Genomic DNA, 18,849 nt, shown 5'->3' on the forward strand with positions numbered 1-18,849 from the left:
ATGCCAGTGTCGACATCAGGTACGCCGACCGAGTCAAAGGTTAATTCTCAAAGCAACGGAACTAATCATATTGTCACCGAGCCGCTTAATACGCTAACTCTACCCTTTGGTGGCAGTCGATTAATCGAAGCCAGTGCTGGCACCGGCAAGACCTACACAATTGCAGGTCTATACGTCAGATTGCTACTGGGTCATGGTACGGAACATGCGTTAAGTTGCGAACAGATTTTGGTCGTGACTTTTACCAATGCTGCAACCGGCGAGCTGCGTGATAGGATCCGTAAAAAAATCCAGCTGGCCTATCGCTGCTTTATCGGCTTAAGTGTTGATGATGAGCTCATTAGTCAACTCTATAACGAAACCCCTGAGTCAGATAAAGCCCTGGCTAGAAAACGCCTTGATTTGGCGCTTAAATCCCTTGATGAAGCAGCCATTTTTACCATTCATGGGTTTTGTCAGCGCATATTAGCCGACATGGCATTTGAGTCTTCGTTGCTGTTTGAGTCGGAGTTTACCCTTGATGACAGCGAATTCCTACACCATGCTGTACGAGATTTCTGGAGAGAAAAGTGCTATCCGCTTAATGAAAGCCTTGCAGGTATTATTCAAAAGAAGTTTGCCAGTCCAGATGAGCTTTCACGGCAGCTGCGACCTTTGCTCGGCGCAAGCAACGCTATCGCGCAACCTAAACCCGCTCCTTTTGATAAAGTTTCAGCCGAGTTGATGCAAAACTTAAGCAGGCTTAAATTAATTTGGCCACGTGAGCGCGAACAAACAGCAGCGTTGTTGCACAGCTTACCTTTGAGTGGTGCGCGCTTTGGCAAAAAAGCTGATAACTATCCCAAACTTGCTGTTATGTTAGATGCACTCGATAACTGGGTCGCATTTGGCACCGCCCTGCCACCACAAAAAGTGTTAGAAGCATTATCACTTAATGGTTTGAAACTTAATAAAGGCGGCGAGATCCCAAGTCGAGAACAAGCACCAGTGCTTGAGCATATTGAAAGACTTGCAGCACTTATTGTGGCGCTCATTCCCAGTTTTCTTTACAGCGCTCGAGACGGAATTGCCGCACGATTTGCCGAACAAAAGTTAGAGCGTAATCTGTTAACCCCAGACGATCTATTACTGACATTAGCTAATGCTTTATCAGACTCCAAAGATCAGTTTCTATCTAACACCATTGCCAAGCGTTTTCCAATAGCATTAATCGATGAATTTCAAGATACCGACCCACTGCAATTTGAAATTTTTAATAGCATCTATCAAACAAAAACTCCAGACGAAAGCGCTACAGAATCGTCAACCAACCATCAACAGACACAGCCGCTAAGTTTACTGATGATTGGCGATCCTAAGCAGGCCATTTATGCTTTTCGTGGCGCCGATATCCACACTTACATTCATGCTAGAGAACAAACCGCAAAACACTACAACTTAGATACCAACTATCGTTCTAACCGACAAATGGTCGAAGCGGTTAACTGCATCTTCTCACATAGAGATGACCCTTTTATCAGTGATTCAATTCCATTTGAACCAGTAAAAGCGGCAAGTTTTTCAGACAAGAAAAAACTGAACGAGCCGATAGCCGATAACAGCGCGCTTAGAATAAGGCTGCTCAGTGAAGATCCTGAAAAAGGGCTTAATAAGACCACTGCTAGACAGTTGTTGGCCAATGATACAGCCGATGAAATAGCCCGCTTGCTTATCGATGCCCAGCAGGGGTTAACCACTGCCGGCGCTACCGCACTAAAAGCCAAAGACATTGCTGTTTTGGTAAGAGATAGACACGAAGCCAACGTCATAAAGCAAGCGCTTGAACAGCGCAATGTTGGGTCAGTATTTTTAAGCCGAGATAGTGTATTTGATACTCTTGATGCCCGTGAAATGCTGCTTATTCTGTACGCTATGGCAGAGCCCAAAGATGAACGCGCATTACGTAGCGCACTTGCAACCTCACTACTCGGCTACCGCGCAGAAGAGATCCACGCCTTTAACCAAGATGAAGATCAGCGTCAATTATTGCTGGAACAATTTGCCGCCCTACAACAGCTTTGGCTAAAACGCGGCATTATGCCAGCCTTACTTAATCTAGCCAGCCAAACAAACATCATCGAACGCTTACTGCACACCAATGAGGGCGAACGCCGTTTAACTGACTTTAGACACTTAGGTGAATTGTTACAGCAAAAGGCTACCGAACTTGATGGCATGAGTGCGTTAATCAATTGGTTTGAACAGGCATTAATTGGCAACCAAGCCAATGAAGAGTCTCAGTTAAAGCTCGCCAGTGAACAAAACCTGGTTCAAATCGTGACTATTCATAAAAGTAAGGGACTCGAGTATCCAATTTGCTTTATTCCGTTTGTGAGCTTGAGTCGAGATAATCGCAAAAAACCAGCCCCGATGCTTTACCATGAGCACAATAAACTGGTTTGGGATATTGAACAGACTGATGAAGGTTGGGATCGACAAAAACGTGAAACCTTAGCTGAAGATCTTAGGCTACTGTATGTAGCACTAACAAGACCAGTGCTTAAGTGTTACCTATACATCACTAATCACAGCCGTTTAACTAAAAGTAAAGGAATGACCAGCCAACTGCATGAAACCGCGGTTGGTTACTTACTTGGCATTGAAAACAAAATATGCGAGTACAGCGAATTACACAATAAAGCACAACAGCTGGCTGATAAAGCACCTATTGCCATCAGTCTTAAAGAGCTGCCACCTGCAGGTGATAACGATTTTGAGCAAACGCAACTTAAACTGACCGGCGCTGGCGATCTTGAGAAAACATTCACACCAAAGAGACTAAATCGCCCGTTACAAACACCATGGAGAGTGGGAAGCTATTCTGGATTAGTCAAACATCTTGCCCATGAAAAAGTGCAGCCTGGCGCAGATGATGAACAATTCCCAGAAGTAGAAACCATTATTGATGAGATCGACCCACAACCGTCACGTTTTACCTTTGAGCGCGGCGCCAATGCGGGTAGCTTTATGCATTTAGTACTAGAGCTCATTGATTTTACCAACGCAAGCCCTGAGCTAGATGAACATCTTCCCAACGCGATGAAAAAATACGCTATTGATGAGAGCTGGACAGCGGTTCTAAAAGCTTGGTACCTCGATCTGCTACATGCTCCACTTGCTAACGATAACTCGCTATCGCTAGCACAGTTAACCGATAGCCAGAAACTAGTAGAGATGGAGTTTTACTTACCGATTAGCAAACTTAATGCAAGTAAACTCAACCAATTGCTTATCGATTATGGCTACAGCGCAGGACTCATATTTGATGAGTTACAAGGTATGCTTAAGGGTTTTATCGATTTAACCTTTGAGCACAACCAGCAGTTTTTTATAGCCGATTACAAATCTAACCACTTGGGCGATAACCTCGATCTCTATCACTACCAGTCAATGAAAACGGCCATAAGCAGCCATCGATATGATCTGCAGTACATCATCTATACCTTAGCCCTGCATCGATATTTAGCCCTTAGAATGCCCGGCTACGATTATGACCAACATATTGGCGGCAGTTTTTACCTGTTTTTACGCGGTATGTCAGTCAGTGCACCTCAGGCAGGCGTGTACTACGATAAACCACCTAAAGCCTTAATTGAGAAGCTCGATCTTTTATTTGGCAACTCATCAACCACAGCATCTATTGAGGCAACCCCATGTTAACGACGACGGCTTCATTAGAAAGTTTACTAAAAGAGTGGCAACAAGAACGGCTTTTGACCCCACTTGATAGGCATTTTGCGCTGCAGATGGCTCAACTTCATCAGCAGCAATCACCATTATTTATGTTGATCTGCACCTTACTCAGTCAACACTTGTCGAGTCAGCATTCCTGTCTGCCCCTCGAACAAATAGACTTTAGTAACCCACTCAAAGAGCAAAAAAGTCAATGTCAGATAAATATGACAATTGAAGAACTTAGTGCTGAATTACTTAACTTTGATGCAGTAGGCACACCTGACAATAAAGCGTTAACACCGTTGATTTTAGACAAGGGTAACCTTTATTTACAACGTTACTACCATTACGAATGTGAAGTCGCCGATCACTTGATACGTTTAGCGCAATCGCCAGTGTTTGACCCGTCATCGACGCATTTATTAGATGAAGCAAAAGTGCTTCTCGAGCAGCTATTCCCGGCAACGGTTCAGCAATATGACTGGCAAAAAATATCCACCGCAACAGCATTAACAAAACGCTTGGCGGTGATCACTGGGGGACCGGGGACCGGTAAAACGACGACTGTAACCAAGCTCCTGTATCTACTGACTTCACAGCAAGAGCTGACTATTCGCCTAGTCGCACCAACAGGCAAAGCCGCAGCAAGATTAAGCGAATCAATCAAAGCCTCTAAGCTACGACTCACCAGCGAGCTACAACATATTTCAGAGGCACAACTCAAGTCCAACATGGCTCGGATCCCTGAAGAAGCTGCCACACTGCATCGATTACTGGGGGTAATTCCTAATTCGCATCAATTTAGGCACCATAAAGATAATCCATTGCGGCTAGATCTATTAATAATCGATGAAGCGTCTATGGTGGATCTGCCTATGATGCATAAAATACTATCAGCCCTGCCCCCTCAGGCCAGCCTTATTCTCCTTGGTGATCAAGACCAACTTGCCTCTGTGGAAGCTGGTGCAGTGCTTGCCGACATCTGTAGTGGCTTAAAAGTGAATTTAGATAATGGCGCAAAAGGATGGCAGATGCGCTATTCAAAACCACAAGCAAAATTATTGAGCCAGCTTACCCATTGTTCATTAGACAGCTTTATCAGTAATGATCCGCAGATCGGAGATAGCTTGTGTATGCTAACGCACAGTCACCGCTTTATCGGTGATGCAGGGATTGGTCAATTAGCCGAAGCTGTCAACCAAGCGAACCTTGAAAGGATTGCTCAAGTGTGGCAAACGGGCTACCAAGAACTGCTCTGGATAGAGCACGCTCCTATTAACAACAATCACTCTAACCAAGGCCTAGAGGCACTACTAGAACAGTCTGTGAGTCAGTATGCTCCATATCTTAATGCAATGAATAGTATGCAACAGACTGCCACTGAGGTTATCGACAGCTTTAATCAATACCGCATACTGTGTGCGATGCGCGCAGGCGAATATGGCGTCGATGGCATTAACCAAAGTGTCAGCCAAAGTCTTGCAGCTGCTGGACTGATTCAGCCTGAGCAGGAGTTCTATGCCGGACGCCCAGTGATAATACAAAGCAATGACTATAATTTAGGTCTTTTCAACGGTGATATAGGACTAATTCTGCCGGATGAGGCGAGTGAATCTCAACGCTTAATGGCACACTTTATTCAAGCAGATGGCAGTCTTTTAAAAGTATTGCCTGCACGCTTGCCCAGTCATGAGACTTGCTATGCCATGACAGTTCATAAGAGCCAAGGTAGTGAATTTAGTCACGTATCGTTAGTCATGCCAATTAGACCAAGTCTTGCCCAACAGCAACTACTATCGAAAGAGTTGGTGTATACCGCGATCACGCGCGCTAAACATCACTTCACCTGCCTTGGCAGTCAGCGAATATTTGAACAGGCAAGTACCCAGCTTACTCAGCGTTCTTCAGGCTTATCTGAGCGCCTTTGGCACAGAACAGAGCTTACAAGTCCGCAAACAGATGATAAAAGCAGCTAATGGTTGCGAAATCGGCTGGAACAGTTGCATTACCAAGTGATTGCGCCATAGTTGAGCCTTGCAAATTTAATGGTTATTAATGGGGATGAAATGAGTACAAAAAATATCTTATTGTTATGCGGTGGCGGTGGCGACGAACATGCAATATCTCTGTTATCTGCAAACTACTTTGAAACTTCGTTAACCTCACTTCCCCAATTTAATGTGCTGCGTGTAGAATTAGATGCCAGTGGCCATTATAAAACTGCTGCAGGCGAAAATTGCGAACTTAATAGCCGCAGACAGATCCGCTTTGAAGATGATAAACGAGCTCCATGGCCAGTCGATTTTGCTATACCTTGTATTCACGGTTTTCCTGGTGAAACCGGCGATATTCAATCCTACTTTGAATTGATCAACCTCCCCTATTTTGGTTGTAGAGCAGAGGCTAGCCGCAACTGCTTTAATAAAATTACCGCTAAGATGTGGTTTAGCGCGTTGAATATCCCTAATACGCCTTACTTATTTTTGAATGAAAATTCTGAATTAGCCGTCGCTCAGGCCCGCGAAGCCTTAAAGCTATGGGGCAGTATCTTTGTTAAAGCGGCATCACAGGGGTCCTCTGTAGGATGTTACCGCGTCGACAATATCGAAGAGGTTGAGTCAGTATTAGCGAAGGCGTTTACCTTCTCAGACTATGTGGTTGTAGAGAAGACGATTAGCGCCAGAGAGTTAGAAGTCGCTGTTTATGAAATAGATGGCAAGGTCGTTGCGACGGTTCCTGGTGAAGTGGTCTGTTCAAGTAATAACTTCTACACCTTCGATGAAAAGTACGCTGCCAACAGCCAAGCACAAACACACGTAGTGGCTGATGTTCCTGCAGATGTTAGCGAGTTAATACGTCAGTATGCGATTAATGCATTTAAGGGAATGAAGCTGAGACACTTATCAAGAATCGATTTTTTCTTAACTGATGAAGGTGAAGTGCTATTAAATGAGATCAACACATTCCCTGGTTTAACACCTATTTCGATGTTTCCAAAGATGCTGCAAAATCACGGCGATAGCTTCACGGATTACCTGTTAAGTAACATTGAGGCTAACCTGTAACAATGGCTAAATAAGTATGGTTTATAGCGTGTTCGCTAGGGTTATCACTCGCGCCATACTCGCCCTTTTTACCGTTCCAATATCATCAAAATTGTCCATTAAAAAAGCCTGACTTAACCAAGTCAGGCTTATTTCGCTTAGCAAGATCAGCAACAACCGCTGGCCTTGCTAAAGTGGGTTATTTATCTGCTGTTTTGGATAATATCCAAAGAGACGCTAACGCCACAACAGAAAAGCCCCCAAGTATAATAACTGGCATGGCACTATACCCAAGGATATGCCATATAACTGATTCAAATGTACTCATAATGGCTCCTTATTGCCAACCTTCAACTTTATGCATATCAGGTAAGTTATGTGCAATACCCTTATGACAATCTACACAGGTTTTATCACCATTGGCTAGCGAGGTAGAATGTTGTCTTGCACTACGCGGGCTCTGCTCTGAAAAATCCATAAAATCAAAGTTGTGACAGTTACGGCACTCCAAAGAATCGTTTTTCTTCAATCTTGCCCACTCTCTTTCAGCTAAATGTGCACGACGCTCTTTAAACTTTTCTGGTGTGTTAATCGTCTGCGTAACAAAGTAAGCAAACAGCTCTTTAGAGGCTTGTACTTTACGTACAATTTTATCCGTCCAAGCATGTGGTACGTGACAATCTGAACAGATTGCCCGAACACCAGAGCGGTTAGCATAGTGAATAGTCTCTTGAATTTCAGCCACAATTGGCGCATGACATCCAGAACAAAACTCTTCTGTATTTGTTGCTTCCATACCGGTGTTAAACGCACCCCAGAATAAAAGACCGCCAATAAAGCCCATGAAAAGCACGATACCGACAGCAGCTTTACTCGGCCGCCTAAATACTGCCCACAAGGATTTTAAAGCATTAATAATCCATTTCATATTATTACCTGCCTTGTTTATTGCAGTGATTTAACGCGTTCAAAGGTGTTACCCACTAGCGGTTTTGCATCTGCTTGTGTCACATGACACTGCAGGCAAAAATAACGTCTAGGAGATACATCCGCCAATACTTCATCATTACGGTTAGTAAAGTGCGTAACACTGATCTTTGTTGCGCCCATCTCTTTTGCATTTTTCCAGCCATGGCAAGATAGACATTTATTAGCATTGAGCGACACTTCATAGTGTCTGATATGATGCGGGATCAGCGGTGGCTGAAACACATAACTGCTTTCAATATCAACCTGATCTCTTGGCACTTTCTTCATCGGATCTGCAGCTCTTGTTGTTTCCAACTCCGCCGTTCCTCGTAAAGATTCAACACCACCAATACCACGCTCTTCACTAATCGCAAAAGCACTCGTGACGGCTAAGCTAAAACTGATTGTTAATAAAAATAACTTTTTCATGTTAAACCTGCCTTATGCCACTTTAGTAATTTTGATTGGACACTTTTTGTAGTCTGTCTGTTTTGACAGAGGATCAGTAGCATCTAAGATAAGTTTGTTGATCAAAATACGTGCATCAAAGAATGGCACGAACACCAAGCCTTTCGGTGGACGGTTACGACCTCGAGTCTCAACCCTTACTCGTACTTCGCCACGCTTATTGCTAAGCAATACTTCATCGCCGCGACGTACATTGTGCGCCTTAGCATCGTCCGGATGCATGTAACAGCTTGCATCAGGAACCGCTTTGTAAAGCTCAGGAACACGACGAGTCATAGTGCCGGTGTGCCAATGCTCTAGTACACGGCCAGTACATAACCAAAGGTTATATTCTTCATCAGGTGACTCTGGTGGTGCTTCATACGGCGCTGAGATAATCCAAGCTTTGCCATCTGGCTTGCCATAGAACTCATAACCTTTACCTTTACCTACATACGGATCAGAGCCTTCTTTAAAGCGCCATTTAGTCTCTTTACCGTCAACAACAGGCCAACGTAGACCACGTTCTTGATGGTAACGATCGTATGGTGCTAAGTCATGACCATGCCCGCGGCCAAAACTTGCATACTCTTCAAACAGACCTTTTTGTACATAATAGCCTTGGTCTTTTGCATCATCATTTAACGCTTGCGCTTCTGATAATGGGAACTTGTTGACTTGGCCGTTTTCAAATAACACTTCATACATGGTTTTACCACGGATCTCAGGCATTTGAGCAATCAAGTCTTCAGACCACACTTCTTCAATTTTGAAGCGCTTTGCAAACTCAAGTAGCTGCCATAAATCCGACTTTGCTTCTCCTGGCGCAGAAACTTGCTGGTACCATACTTGAGTACGACGCTCTGCATTGCCGTAAGCACCCTCTTTTTCTACCCACATCGCTGTCGGTAGGATCAAATCTGCTGCTTGCGCTGTTGCTGTTGGATAAGGGTCAGAACAAACAATGAAGTTTTCTGGATTACGGTAACCAGGCAAACGCTCGGTGTTAATGTTAGGACCTGCCTGCATGTTGTTATTACACATGGTCCAATAAGCATTTAGCACGCCATCATTAAGCTTGCGATCTTGCAGAACCGCATGAAAGCCTGGCTTTGGTGGAATAGTCCCTTCTGGAATTTTCCAAAGATGTTCAGCGTGCTTACGGTGCTTAGGGTTTGCAACGACCATGTCTGCCGGTAAACGGTGTGAGAATGTACCCACTTCACGTGCTGTGCCACACGCTGATGGCTGGCCAGTCAATGAGAACGGTCCATTACCAGGGTTTGATATTTTACCTACTAGTAGATGGATGTTATAAACAAGTGAGTTCATCCATACGCCACGAGTATGCTGATTCATCCCCATAGTCCACAGTGACATCACTTTGATATTCGGATCAGCAAATTGCTTAGCAAGCGTTATTAGCTGCTTTTCAGTCATCCCTGTCATCTCTGCGGCTTTCTCTACCGTGTAAGGCGCGACAGACTTCTTATACTGTTCAAAATCAATAGCATCAACTTTGCCACTATTCGGATTAGCTGCCGCTTTTTGCAACGGGTTATCATCACGTAAACCGTAACCGATATCAGTAGTCGCTTGTTTAAAATGGGTATGCTTGTTAACAAAATCCCAATTAACTGCATCATTTTCAATGATGTAGTTCGCTATAAAGTTAGCGATTACCAAATCAGTCTGAGGCTCAAAAATATAGCCTTCATCAGCTAGTTCAAATGAACGATGGTAGTATGTTGATAACACATTCACTTTTACATGAGGGTGACTTAAACGACGGTCAGTGATACGACTCCATAAAATGGGGTGCATCTCGGCCATATTCGAGCCCCATAAAACGAAGGCATCAGCGTTTTCAAAGTCATCGTAACAACCCATTGGCTCATCAATACCAAAGCTACGCATAAAACCACCTACCGCAGATGCCATACAATGACGTGCATTAGGGTCGATGTTGTTAGAACGGAAACCTGCTTTCATTAGTTTTGAAGCAGCATAGCCTTCCATTACAGTCCATTGGCCAGAACCGAACATTCCCACGCTAGTAGGGCCTTTGGCTTTTAACGCTGACTTCCACTTTTCAGCCATGATATCAAACGCTTGATCCCAGCTAACCGGTGCGAAATCGCCGTCTTTATCAAACTTGCCATTCGTTTGGCGCAGTAGTGGCTGAGTTAAACGATCTGAGCCGTACATAATTTTTGATAAAAAGTAACCTTTAATACAGTTAAGGCCCTTATTGACTGGCGCTTCTGGATCGCCCTGAGTCGCAACAACTTTACCTTCTTGAGTACCGACAAGTACTGAACAACCGGTACCACAGAAACGACATGGGGCTTTGTCCCAATGAATTTTTGATTCGTCACTTGCTGCGATTAAATTTGTTGCGGTGGCTGGAAGAGTCACACCCGCAAGCGCTGCTGCTGACGCTGCCGCATTTGCTTTGATAAACTCACGTCTAGTCATTTTCATACTTGTTCCTCGCTAACACACTCTTTGTTATAAGGGGGTAAATCGTCGGGGGTTGTTTCTGGCTCGCTGTCGATCTGGTGATAAACCATCGTTGCACCGAGTACCCCAGGCATATTATTAATTTTTTCGATAATGTCGCTGATAAAGCCTTCAGTTTGCGTTTCAAGCACTACGACTATTTTTCCTACTTCACTGACACCGTAAATTTCGGCCTCTTTAAAATCTGAAATGAGTTTTTGAGTTTGGCTTAAGTGCTCAGGACTAACCTGAACAAGCAAGCTAGAGATGTGAGCCTCAGGTAACGACATGGGTGCGTTCCTTATCTATCTGAGTAATAAAGCTGAAATGTATGAACTGCTAATCTGCTTGATTTTCTTTTCGTCCATTCCAGTCGGATCTTGCTATTGTTATTTCGTCTATCCACACAATAAATTTGTCGCTGCTCATTATTTATCACTGATGACTTTTTTAGTTGGTGCTTTGCCAATGATAGTGAACAGTGCGTGCGGCGCTTAACGTTTAATCGCAACCATTAACGTAAGATAAATGAGTACGTTATCCCTGTTTCATCTAATAACGTGCTTATCTAGCTAGATTAAGATTTCGAGAGTGTTCATCAACATGTGCTTAACTTGGCGAGAGAGTAACAGTTCTGTATCTAATTGTTATATACCTACATTTTGGTAAAGCATAGCGTAAGTTGATCCAGATCATTCTTTTAAAGCAATTTTTAAATGGATCACTGTTAGTGAGGCATAAAACCGATTAGAAAATGACGTAACAACTCAAGCTATTACTTCAGCACATACTCAATAATGGCTGCTTATTGTTGCGTTTACAAATGTTTTCTAACATATCTGTAACGTTTTAAAGGAGGTGGTAAAATTGCATGCTTTTAGAAAGGTTTTTTACAGAGTAAAATCCACCGCTTGTTGATTAGTCACAAGCGGCAGACTTTTCACTTTATCCGTTTAATTGGTTTAGGATTCGTTTTTCAGAAATCGGATAAGCTGTACCTAATATCTGGGCGAAACATGAAACCCTGTACTCCTCTATCATCCAACGAGCCTCTAACAAATCGTCCGGAATAGGCATAGATTTAGGGAGCTTTGCCATTTGAGCTTTTAACGCTTCTTGTACTTTGTTGATGCTATGCATATGTAGACGATCACGATTGGGATCAACGGGTAATTTTTCAAGCCGGTTCTCTATGCCTTTAAGATAACGAATAATGTCACTTAAACGTTGCCAACCACACTGCTCCACAAAGCCTTTGAACACTAGTTGCTCCAGTTGGCTTTGAATATCACTCATCGCAAACGCGATATCTAGGCTGATTTTACCTTTGAGGCGTTTTTTGATGCGGTTATAAACAGTCAACACCTCTTCTACCTTTAGCGCTATCTTTTCTGCCGTTGGGTTAAGTTCCTGTCTAACCCACTCTCTGGCTTCATCGAATTGCTGCTCGGCACGAATATCGATTCCTTTTTCATCTATAAGCTGCTGTACTGCTGCAGATAGAATATCGTCAATTAGCACTTGCACTTGGCCAAACGGGTTAAAGTACATCGCCAGTTTTGCTTTGTTTGGTAGCGATTTCTGTAAATGCTTTACCGGCGAAGGAATATTAATTAATAATAGGCGTTGTAAACCGATTCTATGCTGCTTTTGTGCTTCAAATTCGTCATCAAATAATTTGATCGAAACACTGGTTTTATCATCTACCAGCGCAGGAAAAGCTTTAACTTCAAAGTTGCCTTTTTTCTGTTCAAATCGTTTTGGCAGATCGCCAAAGGTCCATTTCTCGATCCCTTTTTGCTCAATGCCCGAGTCAGCCACTTCACGAATAGCTTGTACAACCTGGCCTTGCATACTCGATTTTAATGGTTCAAGAATGCGTCCTTGGGTTAATAGTTTTCCTTTGTCTCCTTCAATTTTGAAGTTAATCAATAAATGCTGTGCTAACTGTGATGGGTCAAAGTCTTCAGCAGTGATCCGTGTGCCGCTCATTCTCAGTAGCTGTTTACACATGGCCTCTATTAGCGGCAACTCAAACGGTGTAATCGCTTGTAAACAAGCCTTGGCATAATCTGGTGCAGGGACAAAATTTCGACGCAGCGCTTTAGGCAATGACTTTATCAATGCGATGCATTTCTCTTCTCGCAGCCCTGGGACTATCCAGTCAAAATCAATATCATCAACTTGGTTAATCAATGCCACGGGGATATGCACTGAAACACCGTCATCGATTGCGGACGGCTCAAAATGATAACTTATCTTAAGTTTCAAATTGCCTTTATGCCATTTTTCAGGAAAGTCCAACGCTGATACATGATCACTGCTTCTTTGCATTAACGCTTCGCGTTCAAAGTCGAGTAGATCAGGGTTTTGTTGCTTAGCTTTTTTCCACCATTTTATAAATGTCGGCGCATTATAAATATCTGCTGGGATCTTGGGTTCGTAAAAATTAAACAGTGCTTGCTCATCAACCAAAATGTCTCGACGACGAGACTTATGCTCAAGTGATTCAATATCGAGTAATAACTTCTGATTATTGATGAAAAACGCTTCATTTGTTCTAAGTTCGCCCTCCGCTAGTGCTGAATGAATAAAAATATCACGCGCTTCTACAGGTTCAATCGGGCCATATTGTACTTTACGTCGATTGACGATCTGTAAGCCATACAGCACTTGGTTTTCTAGCGCGACCACAGAACCTTGTTTCGATTCGAAGTGGGGTTCAACGTAGTTCTTCTTTACAAGGTGTGCTGCAAGCGGCTCTATCCATTCTGGTTGGATTTTGGCACAGCAACGAGCAAAGAGTCGTGAGGTCTCAGTGAGCTCTGCTGCCATTAGCCATTTAGGGCCTTTTTTAGCCAGAAGCGAACCAGGGAATACGAAGAACTTCCGATTTCGGGCACCTAGATACTCTTTATCTTTGTCTTTAAAACCAATGTGACTCAACAATCCAGTTAATAGCGAGCGATGCAGTAGCTCATAGTTAACTTCTGCGGCAGTGTCATTGAGTTTCCACTTAAGTTCATGGGTAGCTTGTCTAAGTTGTGCGTATAGATCTTGCCACTCCCGTACTCTTAGGTAGGCGAGAAATTCAGCCTTACACTGCTTTCTAAACTGGCTACTCGATAACTCTTTCTGACTCTGTTTTAAAAAGTCCCATAGATTTAAGTAGGAGACAAAGTCTGAATCTTTATCACTGAAACGATTATGCGCTTGATCGGCTGCTTGTTTCTTATCCATTGGCCGCTCGCGCGGATCTTGAATAGACAATGCAGAGGTAATAACAAGCGCCTCATGCAAACAACCGTTTTGATGAGCCTGTATAACCATACGCGCCAAACGAGGATCCACCGGTATATGTGCCAATTGTTTACCCAATGGCGTAAGCTTTAATAGCCCTTTGCTTTGCGTTACTGCTTGCAGTTCCTCGAGCAACATAAAACCATCACGGATATAACGTCCGTCAGGCGGCTGGATAAACGGAAACCCTTCGATGTCGCCAAGTCCTATCGCCAACATTTTTAAGATCACAGAGGCTAAATTGGTACGCAGAATTTCAGGATCGGTAAATTCTGGTCTTGACGTAAAATCATCTTCGTCATAAAGCCTAATACAGATCCCAGGGGCCACTCGGCCACAGCGACCTTGACGCTGATTAGCACTCGCTTGTGAAATAGGTTCAATCGGTAACCGCTGCACTTTAGTACGATAGCTGTAACGGCTAATGCGCGCTGTGCCAGGGTCAATCACATAACGAATGCCTGGTACTGTTAGCGAAGTTTCAGCCACGTTGGTTGCTAACACTATTCTGCGGCCCACATGACTTTTGAAGACTTTGGATTGTTCGCCGTAGGACAACCGAGCGTATAAAGGTAAGATCTCAGTATCACGATATTGACGGCGATTAAGCTGATCGGCAACATCTCGTATTTCGCGCTCGCCATTCATAAAAATAAGAATGTCGCCCAAACCTTCGTTTATTAGCTCATCGGTGGCAGCAAAAATGCCCTCCATGAGATCCAAATCTTCATCGCTGTCTCTAACCAATGGACGATAGCGGGTTTCAACCGGATAGGTACGACCTGAGACTTCAATAACTGGCGCATTACCAAAATGCTTTGAGAAACGCTCAACATCAATGGTGGCTGAGGTAATGATAACCTTTAGATCTGGACGCTTTTTCAGTACATTTTTTAGATAACCCAAAATAAAGTCAATGTTGAGGCTACGTTCGTGCGCTTCATCGATAATAATGGTGTCGTACTGATTCAAAAATTTGTCAGAGGTTAATTCAGCTAACAAAATACCGTCAGTCATTAATTTGATATAGGATTCAGGCTTGATCGCGTCGGCAAATCGGACTTTAAAACCAACGGCTTCACCTAAAGGTGTATTCATCTCTTCAGCGATTCGTGAGGCAACGCTGCGGGCAGCTAGACGACGCGGCTGTGTATGACCAATTAATCCACGAGTCCCTAAGCCTAACTCTAAACAGATTTTAGGAAGCTGTGTTGTTTTCCCTGATCCCGTTTCACCTGCAATAATAACCACCTGGTTACCTGCTATTGCAGTGGCGATCTCATCTCTTTTTTGCGAGATAGGCAAAGCTTCGGGAAAGGAGATCTGAGGACGATTAGCAAGTCGCAACTCCACTTTCTTTCGTGAAGCTAATGCGAGCTGCTCGAGCGAGTCTAAATTTGCCGTTTTTTTGTCTGACTCTGGTTCTTTTCGCAACCTAAAAAGACGGCGCCTAATTTTAGCCGCGTCGGCTTCATAGCAATGTTTCAAAAATGCGTTAGATAGGTGGTGTTGTTGCGAACTCAAAAGCAAATTCCATAGCCAAAACAAAGAGGCCGATCCTAACAAGTAACGCGGCTCAGTGGTATAGCTGGCCAAAGTTTCTTTGGCCGTTTGGGTGAAAATTAGTACCTTAAATAAACGTTATGCCATCATGCTGGGGTTAAATAACATTGCTGCATATAGGTGTTAATGGCGGCGAGCACATTGGTACGATTGATTGTTCCCACGACTTTACCGTTATCAACCACAGGGTAAACTTTAGGTTTAGGACCTAACATCTGCTCGGCAAGTGCCAACACGCTACTATCAGGCTCAACTGATAACACTTCTGTACGCATACAATCTTTAACAATTGCAGTTAAGTCACAGTGATAACTGCTTTTGAGCATCACAGCTAAACAGTCTTGTTGCGATAAAAATCCTACTAGCTTGCCTTCTTTATCCACCACTGGTGCGCCTAATTTCTTGTTATTGAGTAGATTCTCAACAGCAGTAGCTAAAGACATTGAAGGCGTTAGCAACACTGGTTGACGATCCATATGCTCTTTTACATGTATTGAATCCATTACATTCCCCTAATTAATTGCCTCAATTTTAGTTTAGCTAATATTTGGCTGTTGGGGAGTGGATAAAAACGATAGCCTTAAACGAGTGACTCGAATCTGAAAAATTAATAGGATTCTAAATGTTGGTCTTAGCGATGGTAGTTGAACTTTAAAAAATGGATTCTAGTCCTACAAGGATTAAATATCCTCATTAAATAACAATAGAATGCTGCCGCCACTAAGTACACTACCGACATTAACCGTAACGCCAATACCTAAGTTATCCACCCATGAATTTAACCAAGGAGTGTCAATCACCCAACCTGCGCCAACTTCGTAATAGTGGTCGGCCGCTAAGGGTTCTACTGCATCTCCAGACAAATCGATTCTCTTAAACATGAAGCGCAATTCATTATCATTCATACCCAGTTGTGGAAGCTGATAATGGAAGAGTAAAGTGTTATTGAAACGACCGACTTTTGCTGTGACATTTTGCGGTTCAGAGTCAGTTAATAGAGTGTGCCCTATAGCATATCGATAACTACTGATGAACTGCCACCGATGACCATAAAAGTGACTGTCGTATCTAAACTCGATTGATGGATCAATCATTAACGCACCATAAGAGGTATTTAGTAAGCCATCATCAAATACAGGTGCCAATTGCTGCAGCACACTTCGATATTTAAAATCATTTTCGTACCAAATGGCTTGGGCACCAACCCCAAGCTGAACTTGCCAGTGCTCGCTTAGCGGGTGTTGCCAACGTTGCTCAGCCTGAAACAGGTAGCTGTTCTCAGAAAAAGAGTCCAATTGCTCAGCGGGTTGAGCGAAATCGACAGTTTGACTCGAACCAACATAAGATAATTTAAGATAAGTGGCAGTTTGCCAATGAGCAGTCAAATCAACCCAGTCAGAGCTCCACGGTAAAGAATAGGTTTTTAGTTCTCGACGACGTTCCAGCGAGCTTTGAGATCCTGCATCTAAATCGCCAAAATCGATAACCGAGCTAGGATCAAAATTGACCACTCCTAATGTGATTAAATTAGCATCGGTTAACACAATGGCGGTTGCGATATTCTGTCGAGCCGCTCGGCTCACCATGTTATCGAGAGAGCTAATCGATTGGTTAGCCCCTAAGGCTGTGTTGCTCAAATAGCCCAATATCACGATTAAACATATCATTACTCGATAAATATGCATCGATTGCCTATGATTCAGAAGTGTTATTGTTCGACAATTATTCTACTGCGATTTAATGCTTGCTGTGACTCAATGCCTAAACACTACTGTTTAGTGCTCTGATATTTATCCAAAACGTTGTTTCGTACCAGTCCACGTCTGACATTTGTGCACAGTTTTGCAAAACGACTAATATCACCTAATTGAGGGATATCACCATTATCTATTGCACTCTCCCAATAACTCAATTCACTGTCTACAATCTCTAATAGTTTTTTAGGGCAGCCAATACAGGCTCCCTCAGGTCCACATACAAAGTGTTGCGGGTCTTTAAGGGGTAGCTCCTGTTTAACTTGCTTAATAATATTTTTCATCGCGGTAACGCGATCGGGCTTAGGAGACATAAAACGGCTAGTTATAACAATGAATATGTTTATAAGTGTAATTGAAAATGTGCACCAAAGCTCGCTGATTCAGCTTAGTGCACATCAACAAGACTATAGATCAGACCAAATCATCACTTGCGCTTCCTCACCATTCTTACGAGTAGCACGATACATGCCTTCAGTATTAAACGGTGTGGCAATATTGCCACGCTGATCAATGGCAATCACCCCGCCTGTGCCACCAGCTGTAATGAGGCGCTGATTAATCACTTCATCTGCCGCTTGAATGATTGATTTCTTTTGATATTTCACTTTGGCACAAATATCCCCTGCCACATGGTAGCGGATAAAATACTCTCCGTGGCCCGTCGCTGATACTGCACAAACCCCATTTTCGGCGTAAGTACCTGCGCCAATGACTGGTGAATCACCAATACGACCAAAGCGCTTAGCTGTCATGCCACCGGTTGAAGTACCAGCCGCGAGGTTACCGTTTTGATCGAGCGCGACGGCGCCGACAGTGCCAAATTTGTAATCGAACTCCATATAATCCAAAGCACTTTGCTTATAGTTATGCCCAGTGCTTGCCTGATAGTTTTTATTTGATTCAGCCTTGTTAATTTTATCTTTAGCGCTTTGCAGCTGTTTATAACGGCTTTCTGTATCGAAATGGCTAACGGGTACCAAATTATACCCTTGTGTTAGGGCAAACTCTTCAGCACCTTGGCCTGAAAGCATTACATGTGGAGACTTATCCATTACGGTTTGCGCTAAATTGATTGGATTTTTAATATGCCTAACCCCAGCTACAGCACCAGCGTTCATGGTTTTACCATCCATAATCGAAGCGTCCATCTCATGAGCACCATCATAGGTGTAAACAGCACCTAAGCCAGCATTAAACAAGGGGCTATCTTCAAGTATATTAATAGACACCTTGACAGCTTCTAAGCTGTCACCGCCCTCATTAAGCACTTTATAACCAGCATCAATGGCTTCTTGCAGCTTACTGCGATAGGCCTTTTGCTGCTCATCGGTCAATTTTGCTTTGGAAATGGTACCTGCACCGCCATGAATTGCGATAGAAAATGGCTTTTCGGTTGCAAAAGCCACGGGCGTTACAATGGTTAATGCCAATAAACAACTCACTACGATTGGAGAATAATTCACAAACGGTATCCTTTTGCATTTATTTGCTCTCTTTGTAACTATTTTCGACCATAATTACAATCAGCAACTTGCTTGATTTGGCGATTCTAG

The 18,849-nt window shown here is 43.3% G+C and carries 13 protein-coding genes; 3 read left to right on the forward strand and 10 right to left on the reverse strand.

Annotated elements, in window-relative coordinates; translation table 11 throughout:
- The 3 genes from recB to AB4135_RS02705 all read left to right on the forward strand — a co-directional run bounded on the left by recB (position 1) and on the right by AB4135_RS02705 (position 6,779).
- Entirely contained in the window at positions 1–3,699 is a 3,699-nt protein-coding gene (recB, locus tag AB4135_RS02695) for an exodeoxyribonuclease V subunit beta (RefSeq protein ID WP_371990093.1), read from the forward strand.
- A complete protein-coding gene (recD, locus tag AB4135_RS02700; RefSeq protein ID WP_371990095.1) occupies positions 3,693–5,690 on the forward strand; it encodes an exodeoxyribonuclease V subunit alpha in 1,998 nt (665 codons plus the stop codon). The genes recB and recD overlap by 7 nt, the downstream gene beginning before the upstream one ends.
- A 90-nt stretch (positions 5,691–5,780) precedes the next feature.
- A complete protein-coding gene (locus tag AB4135_RS02705) occupies positions 5,781–6,779 on the forward strand; it encodes a D-alanine--D-alanine ligase (protein ID WP_371990097.1) in 999 nt (332 codons plus the stop codon).
- Positions 6,780–6,957: 178 nt separating this feature from the next.
- Here AB4135_RS02705 and AB4135_RS02710 read toward each other — a convergent pair whose 3' ends face one another.
- The 10 genes from AB4135_RS02710 to AB4135_RS02755 form a co-directional block, all read right to left on the reverse strand.
- A complete protein-coding gene (locus AB4135_RS02710; RefSeq protein ID WP_371990099.1) occupies positions 6,958–7,086 on the reverse strand; it encodes a TIGR02808 family protein in 129 nt (42 codons plus the stop codon).
- Positions 7,087–7,095: 9 nt separating this feature from the next.
- Positions 7,096–7,686, reverse strand: coding sequence for a NapC/NirT family cytochrome c (locus AB4135_RS02715; protein ID WP_371990101.1), 591 nt, complete (start codon positions 7,684–7,686; stop codon positions 7,096–7,098).
- Positions 7,687–7,703: 17 nt separating this feature from the next.
- On the reverse strand, positions 7,704–8,156 hold the full coding sequence (locus tag AB4135_RS02720) for a nitrate reductase cytochrome c-type subunit (RefSeq protein WP_371990102.1): 453 nt from the start codon (positions 8,154–8,156) through the stop codon (positions 7,704–7,706).
- Between the two features lie 12 nt (positions 8,157–8,168).
- Positions 8,169–10,658, reverse strand: a complete 2,490-nt coding sequence (gene napA, locus AB4135_RS02725; RefSeq protein WP_371990104.1) for a periplasmic nitrate reductase subunit alpha — start codon at positions 10,656–10,658, stop codon at positions 8,169–8,171.
- Positions 10,655–10,966: a chaperone NapD gene (locus AB4135_RS02730; protein ID WP_371990106.1), complete on the reverse strand. Its 312-nt coding sequence runs from the start codon at positions 10,964–10,966 to the stop codon at positions 10,655–10,657. Before AB4135_RS02730 ends, napA begins: the two co-directional genes overlap by 4 nt.
- A gap of 655 nt (positions 10,967–11,621) precedes the next feature.
- Positions 11,622–15,500, reverse strand: coding sequence for an ATP-dependent RNA helicase HrpA (gene hrpA, locus AB4135_RS02735; RefSeq protein ID WP_371990108.1), 3,879 nt, complete (start codon positions 15,498–15,500; stop codon positions 11,622–11,624).
- A gap of 125 nt (positions 15,501–15,625) precedes the next feature.
- Positions 15,626–16,042: a CBS domain-containing protein gene (locus AB4135_RS02740; protein ID WP_371990110.1), complete on the reverse strand. Its 417-nt coding sequence runs from the start codon at positions 16,040–16,042 to the stop codon at positions 15,626–15,628.
- Positions 16,043–16,219: 177 nt separating this feature from the next.
- Positions 16,220–17,176 carry a Solitary outer membrane autotransporter beta-barrel domain gene (locus AB4135_RS02745; RefSeq protein ID WP_371990112.1) on the reverse strand — a complete coding sequence of 319 codons (957 nt, stop codon included), beginning with the start codon at positions 17,174–17,176 and terminating at the stop codon, positions 16,220–16,222.
- A 131-nt stretch (positions 17,177–17,307) separates the two neighbouring features.
- On the reverse strand, positions 17,308–17,607 hold the full coding sequence (locus AB4135_RS02750; RefSeq protein WP_371990114.1) for a hypothetical protein: 300 nt from the start codon (positions 17,605–17,607) through the stop codon (positions 17,308–17,310).
- Positions 17,608–17,700: 93 nt separating this feature from the next.
- Positions 17,701–18,738 carry an isoaspartyl peptidase/L-asparaginase family protein gene (locus tag AB4135_RS02755; RefSeq protein ID WP_371990252.1) on the reverse strand — a complete coding sequence of 346 codons (1,038 nt, stop codon included), beginning with the start codon at positions 18,736–18,738 and terminating at the stop codon, positions 17,701–17,703.
- Between the last annotated feature and the right edge of the window lie 111 nt (positions 18,739–18,849).

The sequence above is a fragment of the Shewanella sp. 10N.286.54.B9 genome, assembly GCF_041468565.1.
GTDB lineage: Bacteria > Pseudomonadota > Gammaproteobacteria > Enterobacterales > Shewanellaceae > Shewanella.